Origin of the sequence: Bradyrhizobium australiense, assembly GCF_013114825.1 — a bacterium.
GTDB lineage: Bacteria > Pseudomonadota > Alphaproteobacteria > Rhizobiales > Xanthobacteraceae > Bradyrhizobium > Bradyrhizobium australiense.
This window is the reverse complement of sequence record NZ_JAAVLX010000006.1, coordinates 26,398-52,767: the sequence shown is the minus strand read 5'-3', so window position 1 is coordinate 52,767 and position 26,370 is coordinate 26,398. Positions and strand designations below refer to the sequence as shown.

The following is a 26,370-nucleotide window of genomic DNA, read 5'->3' as shown; positions in this document are numbered from 1 at the left end:
AAGCGAAGCAATCCATGGTGCCGCAAGCGGTGAAATGGATTGCTTGGTCGCTTCGCTCCTCGCCATGACGGTGGTAGCGTTAAGGCTTCCACATCATCTTCAGCACCGGCCGTCCCGAGGTCGGATTCACATCCTCGCCGGCGTGTACGAAGCCGTTGCGCTCATAGAAGCGAATGGCGCGCGCGTTGTCCTTGTTGACGAGTAGCGTGACCTCCTTCGGAGAGATGCGCTTGGCCTCTTCGACCAACAGGTAAGCGACGCCTGAGCCCCAGTGTTCCGGCGCAACCACGAGCTGGTCGAGATAGCCTTCGCGGTCGACGGTGACAAAACCGACCAGCGCGCCGTCTTGTTCCGCGACCATAATCTCGGCTTTCGGTACGAGATCCTTGCGCCAGCGCTCGCGCCACCATTCCAGCCGTGAGGCGAAGTCGATATCAGGATAGGCCGCTTGCCAAGTGCGATGCCACAGCTCGATTGCCGCTGCTTCATCCTCTGCTTGATAGAAGCGAGTGGAATATACCACTATCGTTCCGTCAGCTTCAGCTCGATGCGGCGGTTGCGCTTGTAGGCGTCTTCGTTGGGTGCTGAGTCGAGCGGCTGGAATTCGGCAAAACCGGCGGCGACCAGCCGCTGCGCGGGAACGCCGAGGAAAACCAGATATTGCACCACGGAGATGGCGCGCGCCGACGACAATTCCCAGTTCGACTTGAACAGCGGCGAGTTGATCGGCCGCATGTCGGTGTGGCCGTCGACCCGCAGCACCCAGCCGATCTCGCTCGGTATCTGCTTGTCCAGATCGATCAGCGCGGTGGCGAGCTTGTCGAGTTCGGCGCGGCCCTCGGGGAGCAGCAGCGCCTGGCCGGTATCGAAGAACACTTCCGACTGGAATACGAAGCGGTCGCCGACAATGCGGACATCGGGGCGATTGCCCAGAATAGCGCGCAGGCGGCCGAAGAATTCCGAACGGTAGCGCGACAATTCCTGCACGCGCTGCGCCAGCGCGACGTTCAGGCGCTGGCCGAGATCGGCGATCCGCCCCTGCGATTCCTTGTCGCGCTTTTCGGAGGCTTCCAGCGCTTCCTCGAGCGCCGCGAGCTGCCGGCGCAGCGCGCTGATCTGCTGGTTCAGCACCTCGATCTGGGCGAGCGCGCGCGAGGTTACCGCCTTTTCGGATTCGAGCGCCTTGTTGAGCTCGTTGGCGCGGCCCTGGGCGTCGCCGCCGGCGCCGGCCAGCCCGTCGTAAAGCCCCTTGATGCGGTCGCGCTCGCCTTCCGCGGCGGCGAGACCGGCGCGCAATTGCGCGAGCTGGTCGTCCAGCGTGATCTTGCCGAGTTTTTCCAGCGACAGCAGGTCGTTGAGCTGCGCGATCTTGGCGTTGAGTTGTTCGAGCGCCTTGTCCTTGCCGGTGACCTCCTGCGACAGGAAGAATTGCACCACCAAAAACACTGACAGCAGGAACACGATCGACAGCACCAGCGTCGACAGCGCGTCGACGAACCCCGGCCAGTAGTTGAAGCCGGATTCACTGCGGCGGGCACGGGCGAGGGCCATTTATCATCTCCAGTATCGTGTCCCGGACGCGGCGCAGCACGCAAGTGATGCGACGCAGAGCCGGGACCTGCCGCGAATTGGGTCCCGGCTCTGCGGAGCGGCGTTGCACGCCGCACCGCGTCTGGGACACGAACACCTCGTCTAGCTCTTCTCGGGCTGCTTGGCGATCCGCTCCAGGAGCTTCTTGATCTCGCGGTTCTGTTCGCCCTGGCCGTCGGCCCATTCGCGGATCATCTGCTGCTCGGTGCGCATATGCGCGACCAGCCCCTGGATGGCTTCCGCGAGATTGGCCATCGCCGCCGTGGTGTTGCGGCTGCCGCCGCTCTCTTCCACCACTGCGCGGATGCGTTCCATCGCATGCTGCAATTCGCCGCCGATCCCGGAAGTGCCATCGCCATATTCGCGAACGGTGGAGGCGAGCCAGTCCTCGAGGTCGGTATAGAAGCGGTTCTGCGCCTGGCTCGACTGCAGGTCGAGGAAACCAAGGATCAGGGAGCCCGCGAGGCCGAACAGCGAGGACGAGAACGAAATGCCCATGCCGCCGAGCGGCGCGGCCAGTCCCTCTTTCAGAGTGTCGAACAGGGAACCGGCGTCGCCGCCGACCTTCAGGCCGTCGATCACCTTGCCGACGGAACCGACGGTCTCGATCAGACCCCAGAAGGTGCCGAGCAGGCCGAGGAAGACCAGCAAGCCGGTCATGTAGCGGGAAATGTCGCGGGCCTCGTCCAGCCGCGTCGCGATCGAATCGAGCAAGTGCCGCATGGTTTGCTGCGAGATCGTCATCCGCCCGGTGCGCTCGCCGCCGAGGATGGCCGCCATCGGCGCCAGCAAGGTCGGGCGCCGGTCGATCGCCAGCCCCGGATCGGCGATGCGGAAATTGTTGACCCATGCCACTTCCGGATAGAGCCGAACCACCTGCCGGAACGACAGGATGGTGCCGATCAGGAGCACCCCGCCGATCAGCGCGTTGAGGCCGGGATTGGCAAAGAACGCGACGATGATCTGCTTGTAGAGCACGATCATGACCAGCGCGCATAGCACCAGGAACACCAGCATCCGCACCAGGAAAATCCGTGGCGAGGACAGCTTGGTCAGTTCGATCTCAATTTCGGAGCGGGAGGTGTGGCCTGAAGGCATTTGCGGGGTGTCATCCGTTACGAAAAGCCGCGCTGGCGGCCAACCAATATGGCACAGCGGGCTGGAGAAAAAAGCTGCAAGCCGCGATTTTGGGCCGACGGCGGTGCAATCTCTCCCCAAAACCCGGCTTTGACATCAGCGTATTTTGGAACGGTTCGATGTCCAACCGGGATTTTTATGACGCTCTTATATCCCGAGGCGCTGGTGTGCCGCGTCTCTCTCTGTTCTGATGGCAAGCGCCAGGATAGCGCAGCAGCGGACCGGCAATTCCGGCTGGTGGTCAACACGACCTTTGCGCTCGGTCTGGCCGGTATCGCCAGTACCGTGTGGCCGTTCGGAAGTGTAACGCCAGCGCCGGCAATGGCCGGTTGCAGAACGGGTGGCGATCTGGTCGCTGCGGGACTGAGGCATGGATGGGTTAGAGAACTTCGATCAGCGTCGCGACGCAATCGACCCCGTGTTTCGCAAGTTCTGTGGCGAGACGGCGTTGTGGATGCGGCGCTGGCGCTGGTTCCTGCTCGCCACCGCAGGCCTGTTTGGATACGCCGGTGGCGGCGAGTGGGGCGCCAGCCGTTACCGCATGAAGGCGGCGAACTGGCCCGTACCCAGAGTGCAGCGAAGCGAAACCCGGGAACCATCGAGCGCATGTCGCATTCGCCGGATTGCGCTTTCATCCGGGCGACGCGCAGGACCGCAATGGAACCGGCTCACAATCGAGTGATTCACGAAAAATGCCGCGACTTCAGCACGATAGCGTCGTGTGACATTGGGCCGCCGCGAAACCGTATTGCATCGCAGCAGCCTCTCCCTATCCTGTATGCCATCAACCGTGAGTTCCCGACACCGCTGACGACAATGTCGCGAATACTCAATTCGCGCTTTCAAACCTGAACTGGGGCAATGCTTTCAATGTCCGGACTACGAACGCAATCGGCATGCATCGTTGTGATGTTAGCTGCGATGGCGCCGCTTTTGGCTGGCTGTAAAGAGCCGACGGCCGCCGCCGCTGCAGCACCGGCCGAACCCGAAGTCGGAACCTTCACCGTGCGGTCGCAGTCCCGGGCCATCATCCGCGAATTGCCCGGTCGAATTGCACCGACCCGGGTTTCCGAAGTTCGTGCGCGCGTCTCGGGCATCGTTGTCGAGCGCCTGTTCCAGCAGGGCACCGAGGTAAAGGCCGGCGATCCGCTCTACCGGATCGATCCGAAGCCGTTCGAAGTCGAATTGCAGGCAAGCGAGGCGGCGCTCGACAAGGCTGTGGCTGCGCTCGATCTGGCCACGCAGCATGCGAAACGAATTGCGACGCTGACGAGCCAGCGCGCGGCGCCCGAGGCCGAGAATGAGAAAGCCATCGCGGCCCAGCGCCAGGCCGAGGCCGAGGTCGGCAGCCGCAGGGCCGAAGTCGCGCGCGCGAAACTCAATCTCGATTACGCAACGATCCGTGCGCCGATCAGCGGCGTCGTCGGTGCCGCGCTGGTGAGCGAAGGCGCGCTGGTGGTGCAGAACGAGACCACCAGCCTCGCCACGATCCAGCAACTCGATCCGATCTACGCCGACTTCACCCAATCGGTGTCGGAGATGAACAAGTTGCGCCGTGCGCTCGAAAGCGGTGACCTCGACCGGATCGCGCCCGACGTCGCCAAGGTCCGCCTCGTGCTCGACGACGGTACAGTTTATCCGGTTCCCGGCAAGCTTCTGTTCTCTGATGCCAAGGTCGACGCCTATACCGGGCAGGTCACGCTGCGCGGACAGTTTCCGAATCCGAATCGCGAACTACTGCCGGGCATGTATGTCCGCGTCCTGATCGAACAAGGCATCGATTCCGACGCCATCGCTGTGCCGCAGCAGGCGATCCAGCGCGATGCCGGCGGCGGCAGCGAGGTCTTCGTAGTCAAGGACGACGGTCGTGTCGCGACGCAGCCGGTCCGCACCGGCCCGATGCAGGACGGCCTGTGGCTGATCAGCGACGGCCTCAAAGAGGGCGACCGCATCATCGTCGATGGATTCCAGAAATTCGTGCCCGGCGACAAGGTCAAGCCGAAGGCTTGGATCGATGCGGATGCCTCTGTTGGCGGAATATCGAGCCAGCAAGCCAATCCGCCGCGCCACTGAGACCAGTCGATGCCCAGCTTCTTCATTGACAGGCCGATCTTTGCCTGGGTCGTCGCGCTTTTCATCTGCCTGGTCGGCGCGATCTCGATCCCGCTGCTGGCGGTCGCGCAATATCCGATCATCGCACCGCCCTCGATCTCGATCTCGACCAGCTATCCCGGCGCATCGCCGGAAAATCTCTATAACAGCGTCACGCGGTTAATCGAGGAGGAGCTCAACGGCGCCTCCGGCATTCTTAATTTCGAATCGACCTCCGACTCGCTGGGACAGGTCGAAATCATCGCCAATTTCGTGCCCGGAACCGAGACCGGTGCGGCCTCGGTCGAGGTACAGAACCGCCTCAAGCGCGTCGAGGCGCGGCTTCCGCGCGCCGTGATCCAGCAGGGCATCCTGGTCGAGGAAGCCTCCTCCGCCGTGCTGCAGATCATTACGCTGAACTCGACCGACGGCTCGCTCGACGAAATCGGCCTTGGCGACTTCATGATCCGCAACGTGCTCGGCGAGATCAGGCGCATTCCCGGCGTCGGCCGCGCCACGCTCTATTCGACGGAACGCTCTTTGCGGATCTGGGTCGATCCGGCAAAACTCGTCGGCTACGGCCTCACTGCCGACGACGTCAACAGGTCGATAACAGCGCAGAACGCGCAGGTCGCCTCGGGCAGCGTCGGCGCCGAGCCCAGCACCGCTGAACAGCGAATTTCGGCGCTGGTGCTGGTCAAGGGCCAGCTCTCCTCGCCCGACGAGTTCGGCGCCATCACGCTGCGCGCGAATCCGGACGGATCGACAGTGCGGCTGCGCGACGTCGCCCGCATCGAGATCGGCGGCTTGAGCTACCAGTTCAACACCAGGCTCAACGGCAAGCCGACCGCGGGCCTTTCGGTGCTGCTGTCGCCGACCGGCAACGCGCTTGCCACGGCCAGCGCCGTCGAAGCCAAGATGAAGGAACTATCAAAGTTCTTTCCGGCCAACATCGGCTACGAAATCCCCTACAACATCACGCCCGTCGTCAAGGCCTCGATCAACAAAGTGCTGATGACGCTGGTGGAAGCGGTGGTGCTGGTCTTCATCGTGATGTTCCTGTTCCTGCAGAACATCCGCTACACCATCATCCCGACCATCGTGGTGCCGGTAGCGCTGCTCGGCACCTGCGCGATGCTGATGGCCGCCGGCTATTCGATCAACATGCTGACCATGTTCGGCATGGTGCTCGCGGTCGGCATTCTCGTCGACGACGCCATCGTCGTAGTCGAGAACGTCGAGCGCATCATGGCGGAAGAGGGCCTGCCGCCGAAGGAGGCCACCCGCAAGGCGATGTCGCAAATCACCGGCGCCATCATTGGCATCACGCTGGTGCTGATGGCGGTGTTCGTGCCGATGGCGTTCTTCCCGGGATCGGTCGGCATCATCTACCGCCAGTTCTCCGTTACGATGGTGTCCGCCATCGCCTTCTCCGCGCTGATGGCGCTTTCGCTGACGCCGGCTTTGTGTGCGACGCTCTTGAAGCCGGTCGAGGCCGGCCACGGCCATGCGCGCAAGGGCGTGTTCGGCTGGTTCAACCGCGTGCTCGAGACGAGCCGCGTCGGCTATTCGCGCACCGTGCAGGGCTCGCTGAAGCGCACCGGGCGCCTGATGCTGATCTACGCGGCGCTCCTGATCGGTCTGGGCTGGGGCTTCGTCCGGCTGCCCGGCGGCTTCCTGCCGGTCGACGACCAGGGTTTTATCACCACCGACGTACAGACGCCGTCCGACTCCTCCTATGCCCGTACCGAGGCCGCGGTCGAGCAGGTCGAAAAATACTTGCGCGAGCGCGTCGGCGTCGAGGACGTCACCTTCCTCACCGGCTTCAGCTTCCTCGGCCAAGGCATGAACACCGCGCAGGCCTTCATCACGTTGAAAGATTGGTCGGAGCGCGGAGCGAAAGATTCCGCCGCCGCGATTGTGGCCGACATCAATCGCGACCTCTCCTCGATCCGCGACGCCAGGATTTCGGCGCTGCAGCCGCCGCCGATCGACAATCTCGGCAACTCCTCGGGCTTCTCGTTCCGCCTGCAGGACCGCGGGCAGAAGGGCTATCCAGCGCTGGTCGCCGCCGCCGACCGGCTGATCGCGGAAGCCAATGCCGGCCGCGTGCTGCAGAAGGTCTATGTCGAGGGCCTGCCGCCGGCGCCGCAGGTCAATCTGGTGATCGACCGCGAAAAGGCCGGCGCATTCGGCGTCACCTTCGAGGACATCAACCAGACCATCTCGACCAATCTCGGCTCGAACTACATCAACGATTTCCCGAACCGCGGGCGGATGCAGCGCGTCATCGTGCAGGCTGACCGCGCCAGCCGCATGAATGCGGACGACATCCTCAACTACAATGTCAAGAACAGCCGCGGCCAATTGGTGCCGTTCTCCGCTTTCGCCAGGGTTCAGTGGTCGAAGGGGCCGACCCAGATTGCAGGCTTCAACTACTATCCCGCCGTGCGCATCTCAGGCGAAGCCAAGCCCGGCTTCACGTCCGGCGATGCCATTGCCGAGATGGAGCGGCTCGCGGGCAAGCTGCCGCGCGGCTTCGGTTACGAATGGACCGGCCAGTCGCTGCAGGAAAAGCTGTCGGGCTCGCAAGCGCCGTTCCTGCTCGGTCTCTCGGTGCTGGTGGTGTTCCTGCTGCTCGCCGCGCTCTATGAAAGCTGGACCATTCCGCTGGCGGTGCTGCTGACAGTGCCGCTCGGCGTCTGCGGCGCGGTGATTGCGGCCACGATGCGCGGCCTGCCGAACGACGTCTACTTCACCGTTGGTCTGATCACCATTATTGGCCTCGCGGCCAAGGATGCCATCCTCATCATCGAATTCGCCAAGGATCTGCGCGCGCAAGGTAAGCCGTTGATGGAAGCGACGATCGAAGCCTGCTCGTTGCGCTTCCGCCCGATCCTGATGACCGGCCTGGCCTTCGTCTGCGGCGTGCTGCCGATGGCGATCGCGACCGGCGCCGGCGGCGCCAGCCAGCAGGCGCTCGGCACCAGCGTGATGGGCGGCATGATCGCGGTGGTGATCCTGGCGCTGTTGATGGTGCCGGTGTTCTTCGTCTCGGTGCAGCGTGTGCTGGCGGGGGACCGGGAGAAGGTGGAGGAGGCGGCGGAGCCGCATGGGCCGCCCGCGCCAGCCAAGCCTTGATACTCGTCATGCCCCGCGCAGGCGGGGCATCCAGTACGCCGTGATATCAAGTGTGGCGCATCACGGCTGCCGCGGAGTACTGGATCATCCGCGTTCGCGGATAATGACAGCAAACGTGGTGGCGCTCACCTGTCCAACGGCTTCAGGATCTTCACCAGTTCCCCGTGCACGAACTCGTTGCCGCACACCACATCGCCGGTCTTCAGCGCATCGTCGTTGCCGCCGATGTCCGAGATCAAGCCACCGGCTTCACGCACCATGATCTGTCCGGCTGCGATGTCCCATGGCGACAGGTTGCGTTCCCAATAGCCGTCGAGGCGGCCGGCGGCGACGAAAGCGAGGTCGAGCGAGGCGGCGCCGAAGCGGCGGAAGCCGGCGACCTTGTTCTGCAGCGCGGCCATCTCACGGTTGGCCAGCGCGTGGTCGCCGCGGCCGATATGCGGCAGGCCGCAGGCAACAACGCATTCGTTGAGTTGCCGGCGGCCGGCGACGCGCAGCCGCTGATCATTGAGGAATGCGCCCTTGCCGCGCTCGGCGATGTACAACTCGTCATTAGCCGGATTGTAGATCACGCCGGCGATGACGGTGCTCTCGCGGGCCAGGCCGATCGAGATCGCGAATTGCGGGATGCCATGCAGAAAGTTGGTGGTGCCGTCGAGCGGATCGACGATCCAGGTGTGGCTCTTGTCGGCGCCTTCGCGCGTGCCGCCTTCCTCGCCGATGAAGCCGTAACCGGGGCGTGCCTTGGCGAGGTCCTCGTAGAGCATTTCCTCGGCGCGCCTGTCTGCCTTGGTGACGAAGTTGGCCGGGCCCTTCAGCGACACCTGCAGATGTTCGATCTCGCCGAGGTCACGCTTGAGGCTGCGGCCGGCGCGGCGCGCGGCTTTCACCATGACGTTGATGAGGGCTGAGTAGAGCATGATGAACAGGTTTCGTTGGCGCGATGATTGTGGGTGGCGGGTTGAGCATTGTTCCGTCATCCCCGCACAACGGCTACGCCGTTGTTGCTGGGAGCGCGGGACACGCGTCTTTAAAGGACGGCGGCCACCGGCGGGTCCGTTCATCCTTCGAGGCTCGCGTGCCCGCGAGTACCCTGGGGATGACGGGTCAGGCATGGGTGCCCTCTGGAGCCGCTGCCGTCAAGGCGTCATTTATTGGCAGTGCCGATCCATTTTTTCGCGGCTTCCTGGACCTTGGCGCGATCTTCGGCACTGATCTCAGAGAACCTTTCGTCCAGCTCAGGATCGCCTTTTCCTGCGGTTTTGGCGACAATGTGCCACTTGAAGCCTTCGATCTTGTCCATCGGCGCGCCCTGTCCGGTCACCAGCACGCGGGCGAGCCGGTTCTGCGCGATCGGCGAGTTCTGCCGCGCCGCCTTGCGCAGCAGCGCGACCGCCGCGGCCTGGTTCCTCGGCGTGCCGGTGCCGTTGTAGAGCGCAATCGCGTACTCGACCTCGGCGTCGACATTATCGGCTAGCGACGCCGCCTGCAGCAACCGCACCGCCTTGTCGATGTCCTTCGGCACGCCGGTGCCTTCCTTGTAGAAGGTGGCGAGCGCGTATTGCGCTTCCGGATTGCCTGCGTCGGCTGCGACGCGCAGCAGTTCGGCAGCGCGCTGGACGTCCTGCGGCAGCGTGTTGCCGTCGAGATAGAGCAGCGCCAGATTGTAGGCCGCCTTCGGGTTGCCGAGCTTGGCCGCGGAGGCCAAAAGCTTGACCGCCTGCTCCCGATTGGTGGCGCCGCCGCGGCCGGACAGCCGCATCATGGCGAGCGCGAACATGCCCTCGCGGTCGCCGGCATCGGCTGCCCGCTGGTACCAATCGGCGGCCTTGGCATAGTCGCGCTTGATGCCGAGCCCGTTGGCGTAGAGTTCGCCCAGCATCGTCATCGCCTTGGGATCGCCATTATGCTGCGCGCGCGTCGTCGCGAGATCGAACGCCGTCTTGTACATGCCGCGCTGATAGGCGCCATAAACGACGTCGACGTTCGGATCCTCGAAGGCGGCCGCCGGCGAGGGGGCGGGCGTGGGCGTTGCCGCCGGTTTGGGCGCTGTCGCCGGCTTCGGCGCGGTGGGCTGCTTCGCCGCGGGCGGAGCTTTTGGCTTGGGCGGCGCTTCCTTTTTCGCAGCCGGAGCGCCCGCGGGCGGTTGTGCGGCAGGCGGCGTCAGCGAGATCTGCGCGGAGGCGCCAGCCATCGTCATCGAGAGGCCCGCAAGCAGCGATATGAGACGCAGGAGTTTCATATCCGGCGTTATCCGCGCCCGGCCTTTTCCGTGCCAGACTTATCGGTGCCAGCTTTGGCTTTTCCGAACGCTGCTTCGTGCACTTCCGCAATCGCCTGCGCCGTATCGATCAGCGCAGCCTTTGCGCCGCGTGGGTCGGCCCAGATGAAATCGCCAACCAGCACGAAATCGGCTCCTGCGCGCGCGAATTCAGAAGCCTCTGCGCGCGAGACGGCAAAGCCGATGCAGGGCGGCTCGAACAATTCATCCCACCATTGCAGGCGCTCGGCGATCGCTTCGGTCGATGGCCGCTGGCCCTCTGCATCGGGCTCGCCGAACAGCACGTAGTCGGCGCCCGCTTCGCCCGCGGCCATCGAATCGTGCCGTGTGGCAAGGCCGCCGACGCCGGCAATGCGGTCCGGCTTCAGCGACGGCAAGGCATCCTCCAGCGCGGCGAGGCCGTTGAGATGCGCGCCATCTGCACCAGCGCGCGCCACCAGTTCGACATGGCCGTCGAGCAATAGCGCCGCGCCGGTGTTCTGGATCGCGGGCGCAAGTGCTCTCACGCGCGCGATCATCGTGCGCTGGTCGGTCGTCTTCAGCCGCAGCAGCACCGCCGCGACGTCGGCCGCGGCCAACAGCTCCGGAAGCTGGTTTGCGAGCTGCGACTGATCGTCCACCTCGGGCGTCGCAAGATAGAGGCGCGGCGCCGGGCGCGGCGGAACGGGTTTATTGGCCAAGTCTAGGCGACCTTCTTTTCCAGGCCGGTTTCCCACTCGCCCTTGCTCGCCAGCGCGTTCATCCGCGCACGGTGCGTGAACGCGCGCTGGCCCGCGGCGACATTCTCGGCCTTGCCGGACCAAGCCTTCTGCGGCGCCGCCTGCAGCGCCCGGCCGTAGGAGAAGGTCAGCCGCCATGGCAGGCCGCCGCTGCGGTTCATCGCATTCAGATGCGCGGTTGCTTCTTCATCGGATTGTCCGCCGGAGAGGAAGGCGATGCCCGGCACGGCCGCAGGAACGCACGCCTTCAGGAGACGGACGGTTTTCTCCGCGACTTCATCAACGGAAGCCTGCTTCGGGCACTTCTTGCCCGAGATCGCCATGTTGGGCTTCAGCACCATGCCCTCGAGCTCGACGCGCTGCACCCGCAATTCCTGGAACGTCTTGTTCAGCACGCGCTGAGTCACGTCGTAGCAGCGGTCGATATCGTGATCGCCGTCCATCAGCACTTCCGGCTCGACGATCGGCACGATCTGCGCCGCCTGGCACAGCGCGGCATAGCGCGCCAGCGCGTGCGCGTTGACGCTGATCGCGGTCATGGTGGGGATACCGCTGCCGATATCGATCACCGCGCGCCATTTGGCGAAGCGCGCGCCGCGCTCGTAGTATTTTTTCAGGCGCTCGGCAAGCTTATCGAGGCCGACGGTGACCAGTTCACCCGGACACTGCGGCAGCGCCTGCGTCCCTTCATCAACCTTGATCCCGGGGATCGCGCCGGCCTGCTCGATCAGCTTGACCAGCGGCGTGCCGTCCTTTGCGTTCTGCCAGATGGTCTCGTCGTAGAGGATCACGCCCGAGACGTACTTGCTCATCGCCTCGGTGGAGCGGAACAGCATCTCGCGATAGTCGCGGCGGTTCTCCTCGGTCGATTCGACCTTGATGGCGTCAAAACGCTTCTTGATCGTGCCCGAGGATTCGTCGGCGGCGAGAATGCCCTTGCCCGGGGTGACCATGGCGAGGGCAACCTTGTTGAGGTCAGCAAGATTCATGGGAACGTTCTCCGAAAACATCATGCCCTTGCGCACCAAAATAGGCGGTTCTCGGGCAATTGCCTAGAAAACGTTCGTCGCACCGGGGGTGTTTGCGAGGCGGGCGCCGGCTCAGGCAACCCGCGGGTCAAGCTCACCCTTGCTGTACCGCTTGGCCATTTCGGCCGTGGTCAGCACCTTCTTGATCTTGCTGGCCTGCCCTGCGGTATTGAATTCCTGCAGCCGCTGCTTGCACAGCTTGGCCATGGCTTCCATCGCGGGCTTGAGGTACTTGCGCGGATCGAACTCTTCCGGATTGTCCTTCAGCACTTTCCGAATCTGCCCGGTCATCGCCATGCGGTTATCGGTATCGATGTTGATCTTGCGCACGCCGTTCTTGATGCCGCGCTGAATTTCCGAAACCGGAACGCCCCAGGTCGGCTTCATCTTGCCGCCATTGGCGTTGATGATCTCCTGCAGGTCCTGCGGCACCGAGGACGAACCGTGCATCACCAGATGCGTGTTCGGCAGCTTGCGATGGATTTCTTCGATCACCTTCATGGCGAGGATGTCGCCGTCCGGCTTGCGCGTGAACTTGTAGGCGCCGTGCGACGTCCCCATCGCGATCGCCAGCGCGTCGACTTTTGTTTCTTTCACGAACTTCACGGCTTCGTCGGGGTTGGTGAGCAACTGGTCGTGCGACAGCTTGCCTTCGGCGCCGTGACCGTCTTCCTTGTCGCCCATGCCGGTCTCCAGCGAACCGAGCACGCCGAGTTCGCCTTCCACCGAGATGCCGCCGAGATGGGCCATGTCGGTGACGGTCTTGGTCACGCCAACATTGTAATCCCAGTCGCCCGGGGTCTTGCCGTCGGCCTTCAGCGAACCGTCCATCATGACCGAGGTGAAGCCGGCCTGGATCGCGGTCATGCAGGTCGCGGGTTCGTTGCCGTGATCGAGATGCACGCAGACCGGGATCTGCGGATAGATTTCGGTGACGGCGTCCATCATGTGCCTGAGCATCACGTCGTTGGCATAGGAGCGCGCGCCGCGGGAGGCCTGAATGATGACGGGGGCGTCGAGGGAAGAGGCAGCCTCCATGATGGCGAGCGCCTGCTCCATATTGTTGATGTTGAACGCCGGCACCCCGTAATCGTGCTCTGCCGCATGGTCGAGCAGTTGACGCAAGGTAATGCGAGCCATTCAAATTCTCCTGTATTTGCGGCGCCTTTGGCGCTCCATTAGATTCTGGTCTAACGCGATTTGAGAACTTCGACGCCGGGCAGCGGTTTGCCTTCCATCCATTCGAGAAACGCGCCGCCTGCCGTCGACACGTAGGAAAAATCGTTGGCGACACCGGCCTGGTTCAGCGCCGCGACCGTGTCGCCGCCGCCGGCAACGGAAATCAGCTTCTTTGCCTTGGTGCGCGCGGCCGCGTGCTTGGCCGCAACCACCGTGCCGCGGTCGAACGGCGTCATCTCGAATGCGCCGAGCGGGCCGTTCCAGACCAGCGTCGCGGCGTCGTCGATCGCGGCGTGAATTCGCGCGATCGATTGCGGTCCGACGTCGAGGATCATGCCGTCGGCCGGGATCGCGTCCAGCCCATAGGCATGCGAGGGCGAATTGGCGGCGAAGTGATAGGCGACCACGGCATCGACCGGGAGGATGATGGCGCAGTTCGCGGCGGTGGCTTTTTCCAGGATACGCAGCGCCGTCGCGGCGAGGTCTTTTTCCGCCAGTGACTTGCCAACGCCGACGCCCTGCGCGTGCAGGAAGGTGTTGGCCATGCCGCCGCCGATCACCAGTGCATCGACTTTGGTCACGAGATTTTCGAGCAGATCAATTTTCGTGGAGACTTTTGCGCCGCCGATGATCGCGATGACAGGCTTGGTCGGCGCTTCCAGCGCTTTGGAAAGCGCATCGAGTTCGGCCTGCATGGTGCGGCCGGCATAGGCGGGCAGCTTGTGGCCGAGTCCTTCGGTCGTAGCGTGCGCGCGGTGCGCGGCCGAAAACGCGTCGTTGACCCAGATGTCGCCAAGCTTTGCCAATTCGGCTACAAAGGCCGGATCGTTCTTCTCTTCCTCTTTGTGGAAACGAGTGTTTTCCAGACAGAGGATATCGCCATCCTTCATCGCCGCCACGGCCTTGGCCGCGGCCTCGCCGATGCAGTCGTCGGCAAACGCAACCGGCTTCTTGATGACGTTGCCGAGCGCCGCCGCGACGGGCTTCAGCGAATCCTTGGCATCGCGCCCCTTCGGGCGGCCGAAATGGGCGAGCAGGATGACCTTGCCGCCTTTGTCCGCGATCTCGGTAATGGTCGGCGCGACGCGTTCGAGCCTTGTCGCGTCGGTGACACGGCCGTTCTCCATGGGAACGTTAAGGTCGACGCGCAGCAGCACGCGCTTGCCCTTCACGTCGACGTCATCGAGGGTGCGGAAAGTTTTTGGCATCGGGCGTTCTCTTGTCCCGGGCGCACTGCGGCGCGAAGTGCCGCTGTGCAGAACCGGGACCTACGCTGGAATGGGTCCCGGCGCTGCGGAGCAGCGTGAAGACGCGCTGCACCGCGTCCGGGACACGAGACTCGAACTTACAGCAGCTTCCCCATCGCCACCGCGGTATCCGCCATGCGGTTGGAGAAGCCCCATTCATTGTCGTACCAGGACATCACCCGCACCAGCGTGCCGTTCAGCACCTTGGTCTGGTCCATGTGGAATGTGGACGAGTGGGGATCGTGGTTGAAGTCGATCGAGACGTTCGGCGCGGTGGTGTAGCCGAGAATGCCCTTGAGCTGCTGCTCCGAGGCGCGCTTCATCGCCTCGTTGATTTCCTTGGCGTCGGTGGCGCGCTTGGCGACGATCTTGAGGTCGACCACCGAGACGTTCGGGGTCGGCACGCGGATCGCGACGCCGTCGAGCTTGCCCTTCAGTTCCGGCAGCACCAGTCCGATCGCTTTCGCCGCACCGGTCGAGGTCGGGATCATCGACATCGCCGCCGCACGGCCGCGATAGAGATCCTTGTGCAGGGTGTCGAGCGTCGGCTGGTCGCCGGTATAGGCGTGAATCGTGGTCATGAAACCGGTTTCGATACCGACGGTGTCGTTCAGCACCTTGGCGACCGGCGCCAGGCAGTTGGTGGTGCAGGAGCCGTTGGAAACGATCAGGTGATCCTTGGTCAGAGTGTCGTGGTTGACGCCGTAGACGATGGTGGCGTCGGCATTGTCGGCGGGTGCCGAGACCAGCACGCGCTTGGCGCCGGCGGTCAGGTGCGCGGAAGCCTTTTCCTTGGCGGTGAAGATGCCGGTGCATTCCAGCGCGATGTCGACGCCGAGCGCCTTCCAAGGCAGCTTCGAGGGGTCGCGCTCGGCGGAAACCTTGATCTTGCCGTTGCCGAGGCTGATCGAGTCGCCGTCGACGGTCACCGTGCCGGGGAAACGGCCATGCACGGAATCGAAGCGCAGCAGGTGGGCGTTGGTCTCGACCGGGCCGAGATCGTTGATGCCAACCACTTCGATATCGTTGCGGCCGGATTCTGCGATGGCGCGCAAGATGTTGCGGCCGATCCGGCCAAATCCGTTGATCCCGACGCGGACTGCCATGCTGGTCTCTCCTCTAATAGCCGGTGCCGGCCCCGCGGAGACGTTCCACGGAGGTGCTTACGGCGGAACGCCCGGTTCGGCCGGGCGGGAACGGTCAAGATGGGGTCTAGGTAGTCCTTTTTGCCCGTAACCTCAACCGTCACCCCAACCGCTTCAGGGCAGCGTTAACGACGGCCTCGGCGGTAATTCCGAAGTGCTTGAAAAGGTCCTTGGCGGGGGCGCTTGCACCGAAACCGTGCATGCCGATGAAATCACCATCCTGGCCGATCACGGCGTCCCAGCCCCAGCGCACCGCCGCCTCGATCGCGACCTTGACCGGCGCATTGCCGATAATGGCCGCCTTTCGGTCCGCCGGCTGCGCCAGCAAGAGCTCGAGCGAGGGCACCGAGACCACCCGCGACGCGATGCCGCGCTCCGTCAGTTGCTTCTGGGCGGCGACCGCGATCTCGACCTCGGAGCCCGAGGCGAACAGCGACACTTTTGCGTCGCCTTGCGCCGCGACCAGCTCATAGGCGCCATGCGCGCAAGGATTGTCGTTCGGCGCATTGGTGCGAAGCTGCGGCAGGTTCTGGCGGGTCAGCGCCAGCACCGTCGGGCCGTCGATACGGTTGAGCGCCAGTTCCCAGCATTCCGCGACTTCGACGGCATCGCAGGGGCGGAACACGCGCATGTTGGGAATCGCGCGGAGCGCCGAGAGATGCTCGACCGGCTGATGTGTCGGCCCGTCCTCGCCGAGCCCGATCGAATCATGGGTCATCACGTAGACGACGCCCGCGCCCATCAGCGCGGCGAGCCGCATCGCAGGCCGCGCGTAGTCCGTGAACACCAGGAAGGTCGCGCCGTTCGGCGCGAAGCCGCCATGCAGGAAGATGCCGTTCAGGGCCGCGGCCATGCCGTGCTCGCGGATGCCGTAGTGGATGAAGCGGCCCTTCGGCGTCTTGGCCGAGAACGCCACCGCCGACTTCGCCTTGTTGTTGTTGGAGCCGGTGAGGTCGGCGGAGCCCGCCAAAAATTCCATCGGCATCGCGGCGGCGATCGCCTCGATCGCGGATTCGGAGGACTTCCGCGTCGCGACATTCTGCGGCGAGTCCAAAAGCGCCTTCTTATGCGCCCGCAGCGCCTTCGATAGCGCGGCCGGCCGCTCGTGCCGTATCCGCCGCTCGAACTCGGCGCGCTTGCGGGGGCCGAGCTCGGCGAAAGCGCTTTCCCATTCCTCGCGCGCGGCAGTGCCGCGGCTGCCGGCGGCACGCCATGCTTTCAGCACATCGTCAGGCACCGAAAAAGCGTCGAGCGAAATGCCGAGCTTTTCCTTGGCGCCCTTGAGCTCGTCGGCGCCGAGCGCCTCGCCATGGGCCTTCGCCGTGCCCGCCCGCGTCGGCGCGCCGTAGCCAATGATGGTCTTGCAGGCGATCAGCGACGGCTTGTTGGATTTCTGCGCGCGGGTGAGGGCCGCTGCGATCGCCTTCGGATCGTGGCCGTCGATCAGCTCCGCCGCCCAGCCTGCGGACTTGAAGCGCTTCACCTGGTCGACCGAATCGGCGAGCGAGGTCGGACCGTCGATCGAGATGCCGTTGTCGTCATACATCACGATCAGCTTGTTCAGCTTCCAGTGTCCGGCCATCGCGATCGCTTCCTGCGACACGCCTTCCATCAGGTCGCCGTCGGAGGCGAGCACGTAAGTGTGATGGCTGACCACCTTTTTGCCGAACTCGGCGGCGAGCATTTTTTCCGCCAGCGCCATGCCGACCGAGGTAGCGATGCCCTGGCCGAGCGGGCCGGTCGTGGTCTCGACGCCGCTGGTCTCGAAATTCTCCGGATGTCCCGGTGTCTTGGAGCCGAGCTGGCGGAAATTCCGGATCTGATCGAGCGTCATGTCCTTGTTGCCGGTGAGGTACAGCAGCGCATAGAGCAGCATCGAGCCGTGTCCGGCGGAGAGCACAAAGCGGTCGCGGTCCGGCCAGGTCGGTGCAGCCGCATCGAATTTTAGGAACTGCGTGAACAGCACGGTCGCGATGTCGGCCGTGCCCATCGGCAAGCCCGGATGGCCGGATTTCGCCTTTTCGACGGCATCCATGGCAAGCCCGCGAATCGCATTGGCCATACGGGTATGATCGACCTGCGTCATGATGAAAATCCGCCTGAAATGAGGTGCTTGGTTAGGGGTACGTACCGGGCGAGGCCGCAATACGGGCGTGTTCAAGGGAAAGTGCGGGCTGGATAGCACCTCAATCCCCGTGAGTCCAAGGCGTGGAAACGCGCTTGCTATGCGAAAAGTTGCTTAGCAGTGCATAGCTTCGCGCGGGCGTTGCGCTTGGCTCGCTTGCCACGTAAATTTCGGGCTCTAACCGCTTGCCGAACCGCGGATTTTGCTGCCGTGCGGCGGGCCTACCGCGAAGGTGCGCGCTGTCTCTCATGAGCGATCGTCACACCAACGGGGCCGGCAATTCCGAGCCGGTCTATGTCGACATCGACGCCGCCACGCGGCGCCTGATGATGGCGCTCGATGCGCTCGAGGCCGCGGCCGAGCGGCGCCGCGACGCCGACCGCGACGAGAACGAGTTGGCGAGCCGGATCCAGGCACTCGGCGCCGATCGCTCGCGGCTCGCCGATGAGCTCGACGGGTCGCTGGTGAAGACCCGGCGGCTGGAGCGCACCAACCGCGAGGTATCAGAAAGACTGGATGCCGCGATCGGTACCATCCGTGCGGTGCTCGATGCCGACGCCGGAGAGAGCGAATGAGCCACATCAACGTCACCATCAACGGCCGGCAGTACCGAATGGCCTGCGAGGAAGGGCAGGAAGTGCGGCTTTTGAAGCTCGCCGAGAGCCTGGAATCGCGGGTCGGAGAGTTGCGCGGCAAGTTCGGTGAGATCGGCGATGCGCGCCTCACCGTAATGGCCGCACTTACCGTGTGCGACGAACTGCTGGATGCCAACGCGCGCATCCGCGCGCTGGAGGGCGAACTCGAAACCCTGCGCAATGTTCGCACGGCCGCCGCCGACCGCGCCAAGGCCACCCAGGTTGCCGTCGCCAACGCACTCAACGCCGCCGCCGACCGCATCGAAAAGACCACGCAAATGCTGAACCGCACCATCGGCAGCGGCGTCGCGATCGGGTGATTGGTAGCGTTAGCGCTGGCGGATCGGGCCCGTAACGCTTACATTGGTGCTTGCGAAGCTGCGTCGTGCGTCAGGAGCCATATATCCCCGGGGCCTTATCGATCCTTTAGGGAACTGTCCCTGGCCGGGTCCGTGGACCCGGACATATGGTGCCCACCTACTTTCGTAGGGAACTCCGGGATCGAGTGCTTCAACGGCGTTCGCGGCTTCGCACTTTGGTTTGTCGTCGAGTTTGTTTTCCGAAGTCTGTCAGCGCATTGCCGTCGCGAAGTGGCGGCGTGCTTCCCGCGTAGCCTGGATGGAGCGAAGCGCAATCCGGGAGCCGCGGTTCGATTGCGAGATGGCCCCGGATTTCGCTTCGCTCCATCCGGGCTACGATTGCGTCGACATCGTGTGATTGCGGATGACAGCGGAACGATATCCTGTATGACGGTCACCCTCTCTAAAGCCGATCTCCGCGCCGCCGCGCTGGCCAAGCGCGATGCGTTGAGCGACGAGCAGCGCGCCGCGGCGGCACAGGCGATGGCGAAGCGCAGCCTGCCGTTCGATATCGCGCCGGGCATCGTCGTCTCGGGCTATTCGCCGATCCGCAGCGAGATCGATCCTGCGCCCTTGATGCGCAAGCTCGCCGAGCAGGGCGCAAAGCTCGCGCTGCCGGCGGTGCTGTCGCGTGGAAAATCGCTCGCCTTTCGCGCATGGTCGCCTGACGACCGGCTGATGATGGGGCCGCTCGGCATTCTCGAACCGTCGCCGGCGGCGGCCGAACTCGTTCCCGATATCATGCTGGTGCCGCTGGCGGCGTTCGACCGCGCCGGCCACCGCATCGGCTATGGCGCCGGACATTACGACTTCACGCTCGCCCACTTGCGCAAGGCGAAAGCCGTTACGGCTGTCGGCACTGCCTTTTCCGTGCAGGAAATAAAAGGTGTTCCCGCGCTGCCGCACGACGTGGCGCTGGATTATGTGCTAACGGAAAAGAAAGTGTTCGATTTCCGGAGCTGAACTTTGCGTATTCTCTTCGTTGGTGACGTGGTCGGTCGCGCTGGGCGCACCGCGGTCGCGGAATATCTGCCCGGCATGATCAGGGACTGGGAGCTCGATCTCGTCGTCGTCAATGGTGAGAATTCCGCCGGCGGCTTCGGCATCACCGAGGCGATCTATCAGGAACTTCTCGACGCCGGCGCAGACGCCATCACGCTCGGCAACCACGCCTGGGATCAACGCGAGGCGCTGGTCTTCATCGAGCGCGCGCCAAAACTGATCCGGCCTGCGAACTATCCAAAGGGGACGCCGGGCCGGGGAGCGGCGCTGGTCGATACCAAGAACGGTAAGCGCGCGCTTGTCATCAACGCGATCGGCCGCGTCTTCATGACACCGTTTGACGATCCCTTCGCGGTGCTCAATCAGGAGCTCGATGCCTGTCCGCTGCGCGAAGCCGCGGATGCGATCGTCGTCGATTTCCATGGCGAGGCGACGAGCGAGAAACAAGGGATCGGCTATTTCTGCGACGGCCGCGCCAGCCTCGTCGTCGGCACGCATACCCATGTGCCGACCGCCGATCATCAAATTCTTTCCGGTGGCACCGCCTACATGACCGACGCCGGCATGACCGGCGACTACGATTCCGTCATCGGGATGCAGAAGGAAGAGCCGCTGCGGCGTTTCACGACGGGCATTCCCTCAGGCCGCTTCGAACCGGCAGCCGGCGTTGCGACACTCAGTGGCGTTGCGATCGAGACCGATGATTCCACCGGTCTCGCGCTGCGTGTTGCGCCGGTGCGGACCGGCGGCAGGCTGGAGCCGGCCGTGCCTGCGTTTTGGGCGTGAGACGCTTCAGAGCGCTGCGAAGCTCGCGAGCGCTGACGTTTCCGCAGTTTGTGGATCAATCGGGTACACCCGAACCGGCAGTACGACCGGATATGCGATCGGCCTGGCCTGCGGAGGCCGCCACCGCTTCAATTGAACTGAACCACCTTGTCGAGCGTAATCGGCAGGTCGCGCACGCGCTTTCCCGTCGCATGATAAACTGCGTTGGCGATCGCCGCCGCCACGCCGACAATGCCGATCTCGCCGAGGCCCTTGATGCCGAGCGGATTGACGATCTGGTCCGGCTCGTCGACGAAGATCACCTTGATGTCATGCACATCGGCATTCACGGGCACGTGGTATTCGGCGATATTGGCGTTCATGACGCGTCCGTAGCGGTGGTCGAACAGCGTTTCCTCGTGCAGCGCCATGCCGATTCCCCAGACCACGCCGCCCATGACCTGACTATGGGCGGTCTTCGGGTTGAGGATGCGGCCCGCGGCGACGGCATTGACCACGCGGGTCACGCGGATGACGCCAAGCTGTTCGTCCACCTTGACTTCCGCAAAGATGGCCGAGTGGACGTTGCGCGCGTGAGACTTGTCTTCGGCAACCTTGTTGGCCTCCTCGCGCGTGATGCGATCGGCGTTGCCGGCCTGCATCGCGCTTGCAATCGAGACCGCGTGGGCGGCATCCCGCTTACTGACGATCTTGCCGTCGATCAGCGCGACATCGTCCACGCCGGCGCCCGCCAGCGGCGAATCCTTCATGCCGATCGCAAGCTTCAGCAAGTCGTCGCGAACCGCTCGGGCGGTATTTGCGATCGCGTTGCAGACTGAGGACGCGATCCACGAACCACCCTCCAGCGGACATTGCGGCAGCGTCGAATCGCCGAGCTTGACACTGATATTGTCGATCGGCAGGCCGAGCATATCGGCGGCGACTTGCGCCATGATGGTGTAGGTCCCGGTGCCGATATCGGAGGCCGCGGTCGCCACTTCGGCATGGCCGTTCGCCGTCAGCACGATGCGCACCGTGGTCGGCATCTGCAGCGCTTCCCATACGCCGGATGCCATGCCCCAGCCGACCAGGTCGTTGCCCTCGCGCATGGAGCGCGGCTCCGCTTTGCGCTTGTCCCAGCCGAATGCCGCCGCCCCCTGCCGGTAGCACTCACGCAGTTGCTTGCTGGTGTAGGGAATATCCCCGCCTTGATCGCGGTCGGAGTAGCATTGCAGCCGCAACTGCACTGGATCCGTCTTGAGTGCGACGGCGAGTTCGTCCATTGCGCATTCGAGCGCGTAGACGCCGGTCGCAGCCCCTGGCGCGCGCATGTCGCAGGAAGTCGGCACGTCGAGCTTCACGAGCGTGTGCTCGAATTTCGCGTTCGGAGTTTTGTAAAGCAGATTGCCCCAGCCGGTGTCGTTGCGCGCGAATTCCTCGAACTGCGAGGTGACGGCGATGGCCTCGTGCGTCATCGCCTCGAGCGTGCCGCCGCTGTTGGCGCCGAGAGCAAGGCGTTCGATGCTCGCGGGCCGGTGGCCGAGGGCGTACATCTGTGCCCGGCTGAGCATGACGCGAACCGGACGTTTGAGCGCGCGCGCCGCCAGCGCCGCCAGCACGACCTGGTATTGCGGGCGGAGGCCGGAGCCGAACCCGCCGCCCATATACGGCGACATGACGCGAACCTCGTCCGCCTTCATCTTGAACACGCCGCAGAGATATTGCTGTACGTTCTGCACGCCTTGCGTCTTGTCATAGACCGTGAGTTGGCCATTATCCCAGATCACCGTCGAGGCGAACAATTCCATCGGATTGTGGTGCTCGGTCGGAATGAAATATTCGGCCGCGTGGCGCACGGCAGCGGACGCAAACGCCTTTCCGGCGTCGCCGCGCGGCTTCTCCGGCTTGTCGATGGCAAACGCCTTGGCGCGCTCCGCCTGCAGATCGGTGACGTGGGGCTCCTTCTGGTACTCGATCTTTACCAGCGAAGCGGCGACACGCGCGGTTTCCCAATCCTCGGCCAATACCAGCGCGAGCGGTTGTCCGCTGAAAAGGATTCTGTCGTCGTAAAGCGGGCGATAGGGCGAGCCCTTTTCCGGCGCGGCTTCGTCCTTGTAGGCATCGTCCTTGTCGGCCATCTGCGGCCGATTCCTATGAGTCAGCACGTCGATTACGCCGGCAACGCCCAGCGCCCCGCTGGTGTCGATGCGCACGATCCGCCCCTTCGGAATTGCCGAATCGACGACGTAGCCGTGGACGAGGCCGGCAACATTGAACTCGCCGGCATATTTGGCTTCGCCGGTGACCTTGGCCCTGCCGTCGATGCGGGATGTCGCTGATCCGATGTAGCTTGCCATGGCGCTCACCGTATTTTCTTGTCGGAGACCGACTGCGGCTTGCCCCGCGCGGCCTGATCGAGCGTCCGTATGATGGCGCGACGTGCAAGGCCGATCTTGAAGTTGTTGTGTCCGTAGCCCTTTGCCCCGTGGAGCAGCCAATCCGCGGCTTGCGCAAATGCGGTCGCATCGGCGCGTTGTCCGAGCAGGGCCGCTTCGGCCGCTGAACTGCGCCACGGTTTGTGTGCGACGCCGCCGAGCGCCAGGCGGGCCTCCTTGATCGTGTCGCCGTCAAGTTCGAGCGCTGCCGCCACCGATACCAGCGCGAACGCATAGGACAGACGATCGCGGATCTTCAGGTACGAATAGTTCGTGCTAAACCCTTTTGGCGGAAGCTCGATCGCCGTGATGATCTCATCGGGTTCCAGATTGGTGTCACGCTGCGGCGTGTTGTCGGGCAGGCGATGGAAATCGGCAAACGCGATGCTTCGCGTCCCGGCCGGACCTGTGACATGCACGGTGGCTTCGAGCGCGGCCAGTGCCACGCACATGTCGGAAGGATGCGTGGCAATGCAGGCTTCGCTCGTGCCGAGAATCGCGTTGATGCGGTTGACGCCCTCGATCGCCGAGCAGCCGCTGCCCGGCTCGCGTTTGTTGCACGGCATCGCCGTGTCGTAGAAATAGAAGCAGCGCGTCCGCTGCAAGAGATTGCCGCCGGTCGAGGCCATGTTGCGCAATTGCTGCGACGCGCCGGATAGTATCGCGCGCGAGAGCAGTGGATAGCGCTCTTCGATCATCGGATGGTAGGCGAGGTCGGTGTTCGGCACCATCGCGCCGATCATAACGCCGCCGGCGGAGGTTGGCTCGATGCTCCTGAGCGGCAGGTGCGAAATATCGACCAGCCGGCTCGGCCCCTCGACATCATATTTGATCAGGTCGATCAGGTTGGTGCCCCCCGCAATGAACTTCGCGGAAGGGTCCGCGGCAATCTGCTTGATGGCATCGGCGACGTCGTTGGCGCGCGCATACTGGAACGGGATCATGATCGCTCCATCGCCTGCTGGATCGCCGCCACGATGTTCGGATATGCGCCGCAACGGCAGATGTTGCCGCTCATGAGTTCGCGAATCTCGTCGGCCGTTTTGGCCTTGCCCTCGGCGATCAGTCCGGCGGCCGAGCAGATCTGTCCCGACGTGCAGTAGCCGCACTGAAATGCATCGTGATCGATGAACGCCTGCTGCAGCGGATGCAGCTCACCGTTGTGCGCAAGGCCCTCGATGGTGACTATTTCGGCGCCTTCCTTCATCACCGCCAGCGTCAGGCAGGAATTGATCCGCCGCCCGTCGACCAGAACGGTGCACGCGCCGCATTGTCCGTGGTCGCAGCCCTTCTTGGTGCCCGTCAGGTCGAGATGGTCGCGTAGCGCGTCCAACAATGTCGTCCACGGGGCGACCGTCAGTTCCATACGGTTGCCGTTGACGGTCAGCCTGATCGGAATTTTATCCGGCATGGTGATCGTCCGCGTCGCACGCTTTGCTGTGCCAGATCGCGCCATTTTTGACCTCCGCCTGCTTGATCTCCGCCTGACTTGGCTGGTGCGCGAAGATGCTGCGCGGGGACGATCCAGCCTGCCTGGCTTGGCGGGCTGAGGCAGCCCGTCAGCCGCGGTTCCAAGCCTGCCTATAACGAGTTCGAACAAGGAAGGTTCAGGGTGAAAGCGCGATAGGCGCGTCCGCTTCGCGGCACGTTTTTCAGGCAGCCATCGGCGCAATCGCGCGAACGACGCACGTAATTTGATGCAATATGCGGTCTGGGCGAGTGTGGTTACAGCCGGTAAGCCGTGCGGAAGCCACCCCAGTGGCGACCCTTGACGCGAATCGGTACGTCGATCTCGCGCATCATCACGGTGTTGCCGTTGCCCATGTCGCGGGCATAGCTCTGGATCAGATAGGCGCGCTGATTGCGCCCGGCGGCGAGGCCGGCCGGATCGTTGAAGATGCGGCGGTTGCGGCTGTTGGCGGTATTCCAGGTGACATCGCCGGGCCGCTGCGGGTGCGAATAGATCTTGTTGTGCACCGGCAAATAGCCGTTGCTGTCGACCATGGCGCAGAACGCCATCCGCGGATCCTTGGCGAGGAACGCTTCCTGGAACGGCGGCAGCGCGCGATCGGCCCAGTCCAGGATCCTGGTGCGATATTGCACCGGGTTGGTGCCCGGTATCTCGACATAGTTGGTGTCGAACATGTCTTCCATCGAGATGGCGCCGCTATCGATGCCATCTTCGAAAATCTTCTTCAGCGCGGCGCCGGCTTCCATCGCACGGGTGACCGCCTCGGTGTTGTCGTCCTGGATCGACCACAGCTTGTCTTCGATCTTTTCGGTCAGCACGGCATTCGTCCGCTCGAACCGAGCCTGCGTGCCGGCCTTCGAGCGCTCGCCGATGCGAATGCGGCAGGCGCCGATATCCTGCAGCGTCGCTTCAAAACTCTGGCCCTGCGCGAGCGTTTCGGCGTCTGGTCCGCTGACCAGAATGCCGTCGATCGAAATCTCGTAGACCGGCGCCGATATCACGCCGCGCGGTGTCTTTATTTCGACCTTGAGGCTGCAGGGCAGCTTGTGCTGTTCGCGGCGCTCCGGGCGCTCGCTTTGCCGCAGCAGCACGGCGCAACGGGCCTTGAGCTTCTGCGCAAACGCGGTGACGGCCCGTCCGGCCTTGGCGACGTTTTCGCCATGGGCCTCGGCTTCCTTGGTCGCGCTGTCGATTTCGGTGGCGCTGTCGCCGACCGAAGCGATGAAGCTCGAAGCGGAGGCCGCATTGTCGGCCATCGCGCCGGTGGTCGCATTCTGTTCGGCGACCGCGCCGTTGACGTTCTCGAACACCGGGCGGATCGCCTCGATCGCCTGCGTGATGCGATGCACGGCATCGACCGAGCCCGCGGCATCCCGCTGCAGCGCCTCGATCTTCTTGGTGATTTCCTCGGTCGCATTCTGGGTCTGCACCGCGAGCGCCTTCACCTCGGTGGCGACGACGGCAAAACCGCGCCCGGCCTCGCCCGCGCGCGCAGCCTCGATGGTGGAATTGAGCGCCAAGAGCGTGGTCTGCCGCGCGATCTGCGCGATCAAATTGACGACATTGCCGATCGCGGCCGACGATTCCCGGAGGCGGTCGACATTGGCGCTGGCTTCGCGGGCAGCATCGCTGGCCTGATCGGCGAGCTTGCCGGCGTCGCGCACCTGGGAGCCGATCCCCTGGGCGGATTGGGTGAACTTGTCGGCGGCGTGGGAAAACGTCGTCGCCGTGCCCTGTGCGGCGCTGGTGCGGCTCGTCAGGGCATCGGTGCGCTGGCGAATGGTGGAGAGCGTCGCAGCCGCCGCCTCGGCGCCGCCGGCGACCGAATTGGCCGCGCGTTCGAGCTGGCGGATCATTGCGCCGAGTTCGAGTTCCAAGAGTTCGAGGATCGCCTTGGCCGACTCGCCATCACCGGAAGCCGTCTCCGCCGGGGTGGCGGTGGCCTGAGCCTGGGGCTGGACGGCAGGCAACGCCGGTTCCGGCACCTGCTTTTTGAACAAACCGAAGGCCATGATGTCTC

At 64.1% G+C, this 26,370-nt stretch carries 21 protein-coding genes, 1 other RNA gene and 1 pseudogene; 8 read left to right on the top strand and 15 right to left on the bottom strand.

The features are described from left to right. Window positions 1–79: 79 nt before the first annotated feature. The 3 genes from HCN58_RS18970 to HCN58_RS18960 all read right to left on the bottom strand — a co-directional run bounded on the left by HCN58_RS18970 (window position 80) and on the right by HCN58_RS18960 (window position 2,688). On the bottom strand, window positions 80–523 hold the full coding sequence (locus HCN58_RS18970; RefSeq protein ID WP_311966839.1) for a GNAT family N-acetyltransferase: 444 nt from the start codon (window positions 521–523) through the stop codon (window positions 80–82). Beyond that, the gene (locus HCN58_RS18965; protein ID WP_171580902.1) at window positions 523–1,551 is read right to left on the bottom strand and encodes a peptidoglycan -binding protein; all 1,029 of its coding nucleotides are present in this window, start codon (window positions 1,549–1,551) and stop codon (window positions 523–525) included. Before HCN58_RS18965 ends, HCN58_RS18970 begins: the two co-directional genes overlap by 1 nt. A gap of 141 nt (window positions 1,552–1,692) precedes the next feature. Further along, a complete protein-coding gene (locus HCN58_RS18960; RefSeq protein WP_171580901.1) occupies window positions 1,693–2,688 on the bottom strand; it encodes a flagellar motor protein MotA in 996 nt (331 codons plus the stop codon). A 412-nt stretch (window positions 2,689–3,100) separates the two neighbouring features. Between HCN58_RS18960 and HCN58_RS18955 the strand changes: the two are divergent. From HCN58_RS18955 to HCN58_RS18945, 3 genes and pseudogenes are all read left to right on the top strand, one after another. Then, window positions 3,101–3,280, top strand: a pseudogene (locus tag HCN58_RS18955) (SAM-dependent methyltransferase); the annotation flags it as partial. Window positions 3,281–3,597: 317 nt separating this feature from the next. After that, window positions 3,598–4,800: an efflux RND transporter periplasmic adaptor subunit gene (locus tag HCN58_RS18950; RefSeq protein WP_171580900.1), complete on the top strand. Its 1,203-nt coding sequence runs from the start codon at window positions 3,598–3,600 to the stop codon at window positions 4,798–4,800. A 9-nt stretch (window positions 4,801–4,809) separates the two neighbouring features. After that, on the top strand, window positions 4,810–7,959 hold the full coding sequence (locus HCN58_RS18945) for a multidrug efflux RND transporter permease subunit (protein WP_171580899.1): 3,150 nt from the start codon (window positions 4,810–4,812) through the stop codon (window positions 7,957–7,959). A gap of 125 nt (window positions 7,960–8,084) precedes the next feature. Here HCN58_RS18945 and HCN58_RS18940 read toward each other — a convergent pair whose 3' ends face one another. From HCN58_RS18940 to tkt, 8 genes are all read right to left on the bottom strand, one after another. Continuing rightward, window positions 8,085–8,879: an inositol monophosphatase family protein gene (locus HCN58_RS18940; RefSeq protein ID WP_171580898.1), complete on the bottom strand. Its 795-nt coding sequence runs from the start codon at window positions 8,877–8,879 to the stop codon at window positions 8,085–8,087. A 227-nt stretch (window positions 8,880–9,106) separates the two neighbouring features. Continuing rightward, entirely contained in the window at window positions 9,107–10,201 is a 1,095-nt protein-coding gene (locus HCN58_RS18935) for a tetratricopeptide repeat protein (RefSeq protein ID WP_171580897.1), read from the bottom strand. Between the two features lie 8 nt (window positions 10,202–10,209). Continuing rightward, window positions 10,210–10,920 (bottom strand): thiamine phosphate synthase, encoded by a 711-nt coding sequence (locus tag HCN58_RS18930; RefSeq protein ID WP_171580896.1) that lies wholly within the window; start codon window positions 10,918–10,920, stop codon window positions 10,210–10,212. A gap of 2 nt (window positions 10,921–10,922) precedes the next feature. Continuing rightward, a complete protein-coding gene (locus HCN58_RS18925; RefSeq protein WP_171580895.1) occupies window positions 10,923–11,948 on the bottom strand; it encodes a class I fructose-bisphosphate aldolase in 1,026 nt (341 codons plus the stop codon). Window positions 11,949–12,059: 111 nt separating this feature from the next. Continuing rightward, entirely contained in the window at window positions 12,060–13,127 is a 1,068-nt protein-coding gene (gene fba / locus HCN58_RS18920) for a class II fructose-bisphosphate aldolase (protein ID WP_171580894.1), read from the bottom strand. 50 nt (window positions 13,128–13,177) lie between these two features. Continuing rightward, complete coding sequence (locus tag HCN58_RS18915; RefSeq protein ID WP_171580893.1) at window positions 13,178–14,374, bottom strand: phosphoglycerate kinase; 1,197 nt, start codon at window positions 14,372–14,374, stop codon at window positions 13,178–13,180. Between the two features lie 137 nt (window positions 14,375–14,511). Beyond that, complete coding sequence (gene gap, locus HCN58_RS18910; RefSeq protein ID WP_171580892.1) at window positions 14,512–15,519, bottom strand: type I glyceraldehyde-3-phosphate dehydrogenase; 1,008 nt, start codon at window positions 15,517–15,519, stop codon at window positions 14,512–14,514. 139 nt (window positions 15,520–15,658) lie between these two features. Further along, entirely contained in the window at window positions 15,659–17,644 is a 1,986-nt protein-coding gene (tkt, locus tag HCN58_RS18905) for a transketolase (RefSeq protein WP_171580891.1), read from the bottom strand. 287 nt (window positions 17,645–17,931) lie between these two features. Here tkt and HCN58_RS18900 point away from each other — a divergent pair, with 287 nt between their 5' ends. The 5 genes from HCN58_RS18900 (at window position 17,932) to HCN58_RS18880 (ending at window position 20,465) form a co-directional block, all read left to right on the top strand. Then, window positions 17,932–18,258, top strand: a complete 327-nt coding sequence (locus tag HCN58_RS18900) for a DUF4164 domain-containing protein (protein ID WP_171580890.1) — start codon at window positions 17,932–17,934, stop codon at window positions 18,256–18,258. Next, the gene (locus HCN58_RS18895; RefSeq protein WP_171580889.1) at window positions 18,255–18,638 is read left to right on the top strand and encodes a cell division protein ZapA; all 384 of its coding nucleotides are present in this window, start codon (window positions 18,255–18,257) and stop codon (window positions 18,636–18,638) included. The genes HCN58_RS18900 and HCN58_RS18895 overlap by 4 nt, the downstream gene beginning before the upstream one ends. Before the next feature lie 52 nt (window positions 18,639–18,690). Next, a non-coding RNA gene (gene ssrS / locus HCN58_RS18890) (6S RNA) lies at window positions 18,691–18,851 on the top strand. A 213-nt stretch (window positions 18,852–19,064) separates the two neighbouring features. After that, the gene (locus tag HCN58_RS18885) at window positions 19,065–19,640 is read left to right on the top strand and encodes a 5-formyltetrahydrofolate cyclo-ligase (protein ID WP_171580888.1); all 576 of its coding nucleotides are present in this window, start codon (window positions 19,065–19,067) and stop codon (window positions 19,638–19,640) included. A 3-nt stretch (window positions 19,641–19,643) separates the two neighbouring features. Next, the gene (locus HCN58_RS18880; protein WP_171580887.1) at window positions 19,644–20,465 is read left to right on the top strand and encodes a TIGR00282 family metallophosphoesterase; all 822 of its coding nucleotides are present in this window, start codon (window positions 19,644–19,646) and stop codon (window positions 20,463–20,465) included. A 128-nt stretch (window positions 20,466–20,593) separates the two neighbouring features. Here the strand turns inward: HCN58_RS18880 and HCN58_RS18875 are convergent, their stop codons facing one another. The 4 genes from HCN58_RS18875 to HCN58_RS18860 form a co-directional block, all read right to left on the bottom strand. Next, a complete protein-coding gene (locus HCN58_RS18875; protein WP_171580886.1) occupies window positions 20,594–22,801 on the bottom strand; it encodes a xanthine dehydrogenase family protein molybdopterin-binding subunit in 2,208 nt (735 codons plus the stop codon). Between the two features lie 5 nt (window positions 22,802–22,806). Then, window positions 22,807–23,823 carry an FAD binding domain-containing protein gene (locus HCN58_RS18870; protein WP_171580885.1) on the bottom strand — a complete coding sequence of 339 codons (1,017 nt, stop codon included), beginning with the start codon at window positions 23,821–23,823 and terminating at the stop codon, window positions 22,807–22,809. After that, window positions 23,820–24,290 carry a (2Fe-2S)-binding protein gene (locus HCN58_RS18865; protein WP_376701198.1) on the bottom strand — a complete coding sequence of 157 codons (471 nt, stop codon included), beginning with the start codon at window positions 24,288–24,290 and terminating at the stop codon, window positions 23,820–23,822. The genes HCN58_RS18870 and HCN58_RS18865 overlap by 4 nt, the downstream gene beginning before the upstream one ends. A gap of 314 nt (window positions 24,291–24,604) precedes the next feature. Then, window positions 24,605–26,362 carry a methyl-accepting chemotaxis protein gene (locus tag HCN58_RS18860; RefSeq protein ID WP_171580883.1) on the bottom strand — a complete coding sequence of 586 codons (1,758 nt, stop codon included), beginning with the start codon at window positions 26,360–26,362 and terminating at the stop codon, window positions 24,605–24,607. Between the last annotated feature and the right edge of the window lie 8 nt (window positions 26,363–26,370).

Excerpts from the sequence above, each read along its gene's own strand:
- HCN58_RS18965 (WP_171580902.1), bottom strand. The coding sequence starts at position 1,551 with ATGGCCCTCGCCCGTGCCCGCCGCAGTGAATCCGGCTTCAACTACTGG.
- HCN58_RS18960 (WP_171580901.1), bottom strand. The coding sequence starts at position 2,688 with ATGCCTTCAGGCCACACCTCCCGCTCCGAAATTGAGATCGAACTGACC.
- HCN58_RS18950 (WP_171580900.1), top strand. The coding sequence starts at position 3,598 with ATGTCCGGACTACGAACGCAATCGGCATGCATCGTTGTGATGTTAGCT.
- HCN58_RS18945 (WP_171580899.1), top strand. The coding sequence starts at position 4,810 with ATGCCCAGCTTCTTCATTGACAGGCCGATCTTTGCCTGGGTCGTCGCG.
- HCN58_RS18940 (WP_171580898.1), bottom strand. The coding sequence starts at position 8,879 with ATGCTCTACTCAGCCCTCATCAACGTCATGGTGAAAGCCGCGCGCCGC.
- HCN58_RS18935 (WP_171580897.1), bottom strand. The coding sequence starts at position 10,201 with ATGAAACTCCTGCGTCTCATATCGCTGCTTGCGGGCCTCTCGATGACG.
- HCN58_RS18925 (WP_171580895.1), bottom strand. The coding sequence starts at position 11,948 with ATGAATCTTGCTGACCTCAACAAGGTTGCCCTCGCCATGGTCACCCCG.
- fba (WP_171580894.1), bottom strand. The coding sequence starts at position 13,127 with ATGGCTCGCATTACCTTGCGTCAACTGCTCGACCATGCGGCAGAGCAC.
- HCN58_RS18915 (WP_171580893.1), bottom strand. The coding sequence starts at position 14,374 with ATGCCAAAAACTTTCCGCACCCTCGATGACGTCGACGTGAAGGGCAAG.
- gap (WP_171580892.1), bottom strand. The coding sequence starts at position 15,519 with ATGGCAGTCCGCGTCGGGATCAACGGATTTGGCCGGATCGGCCGCAAC.
- tkt (WP_171580891.1), bottom strand. The coding sequence starts at position 17,644 with ATGACGCAGGTCGATCATACCCGTATGGCCAATGCGATTCGCGGGCTT.
- HCN58_RS18900 (WP_171580890.1), top strand. The coding sequence starts at position 17,932 with ATGAGCGATCGTCACACCAACGGGGCCGGCAATTCCGAGCCGGTCTAT.
- HCN58_RS18895 (WP_171580889.1), top strand. The coding sequence starts at position 18,255 with ATGAGCCACATCAACGTCACCATCAACGGCCGGCAGTACCGAATGGCC.
- HCN58_RS18885 (WP_171580888.1), top strand. The coding sequence starts at position 19,065 with ATGACGGTCACCCTCTCTAAAGCCGATCTCCGCGCCGCCGCGCTGGCC.
- HCN58_RS18875 (WP_171580886.1), bottom strand. The coding sequence starts at position 22,801 with ATGGCAAGCTACATCGGATCAGCGACATCCCGCATCGACGGCAGGGCC.
- HCN58_RS18870 (WP_171580885.1), bottom strand. The coding sequence starts at position 23,823 with ATGATCCCGTTCCAGTATGCGCGCGCCAACGACGTCGCCGATGCCATC.
- HCN58_RS18865 (WP_376701198.1), bottom strand. The coding sequence starts at position 24,290 with ATGCCGGATAAAATTCCGATCAGGCTGACCGTCAACGGCAACCGTATG.
- HCN58_RS18860 (WP_171580883.1), bottom strand. The coding sequence starts at position 26,362 with ATGGCCTTCGGTTTGTTCAAAAAGCAGGTGCCGGAACCGGCGTTGCCT.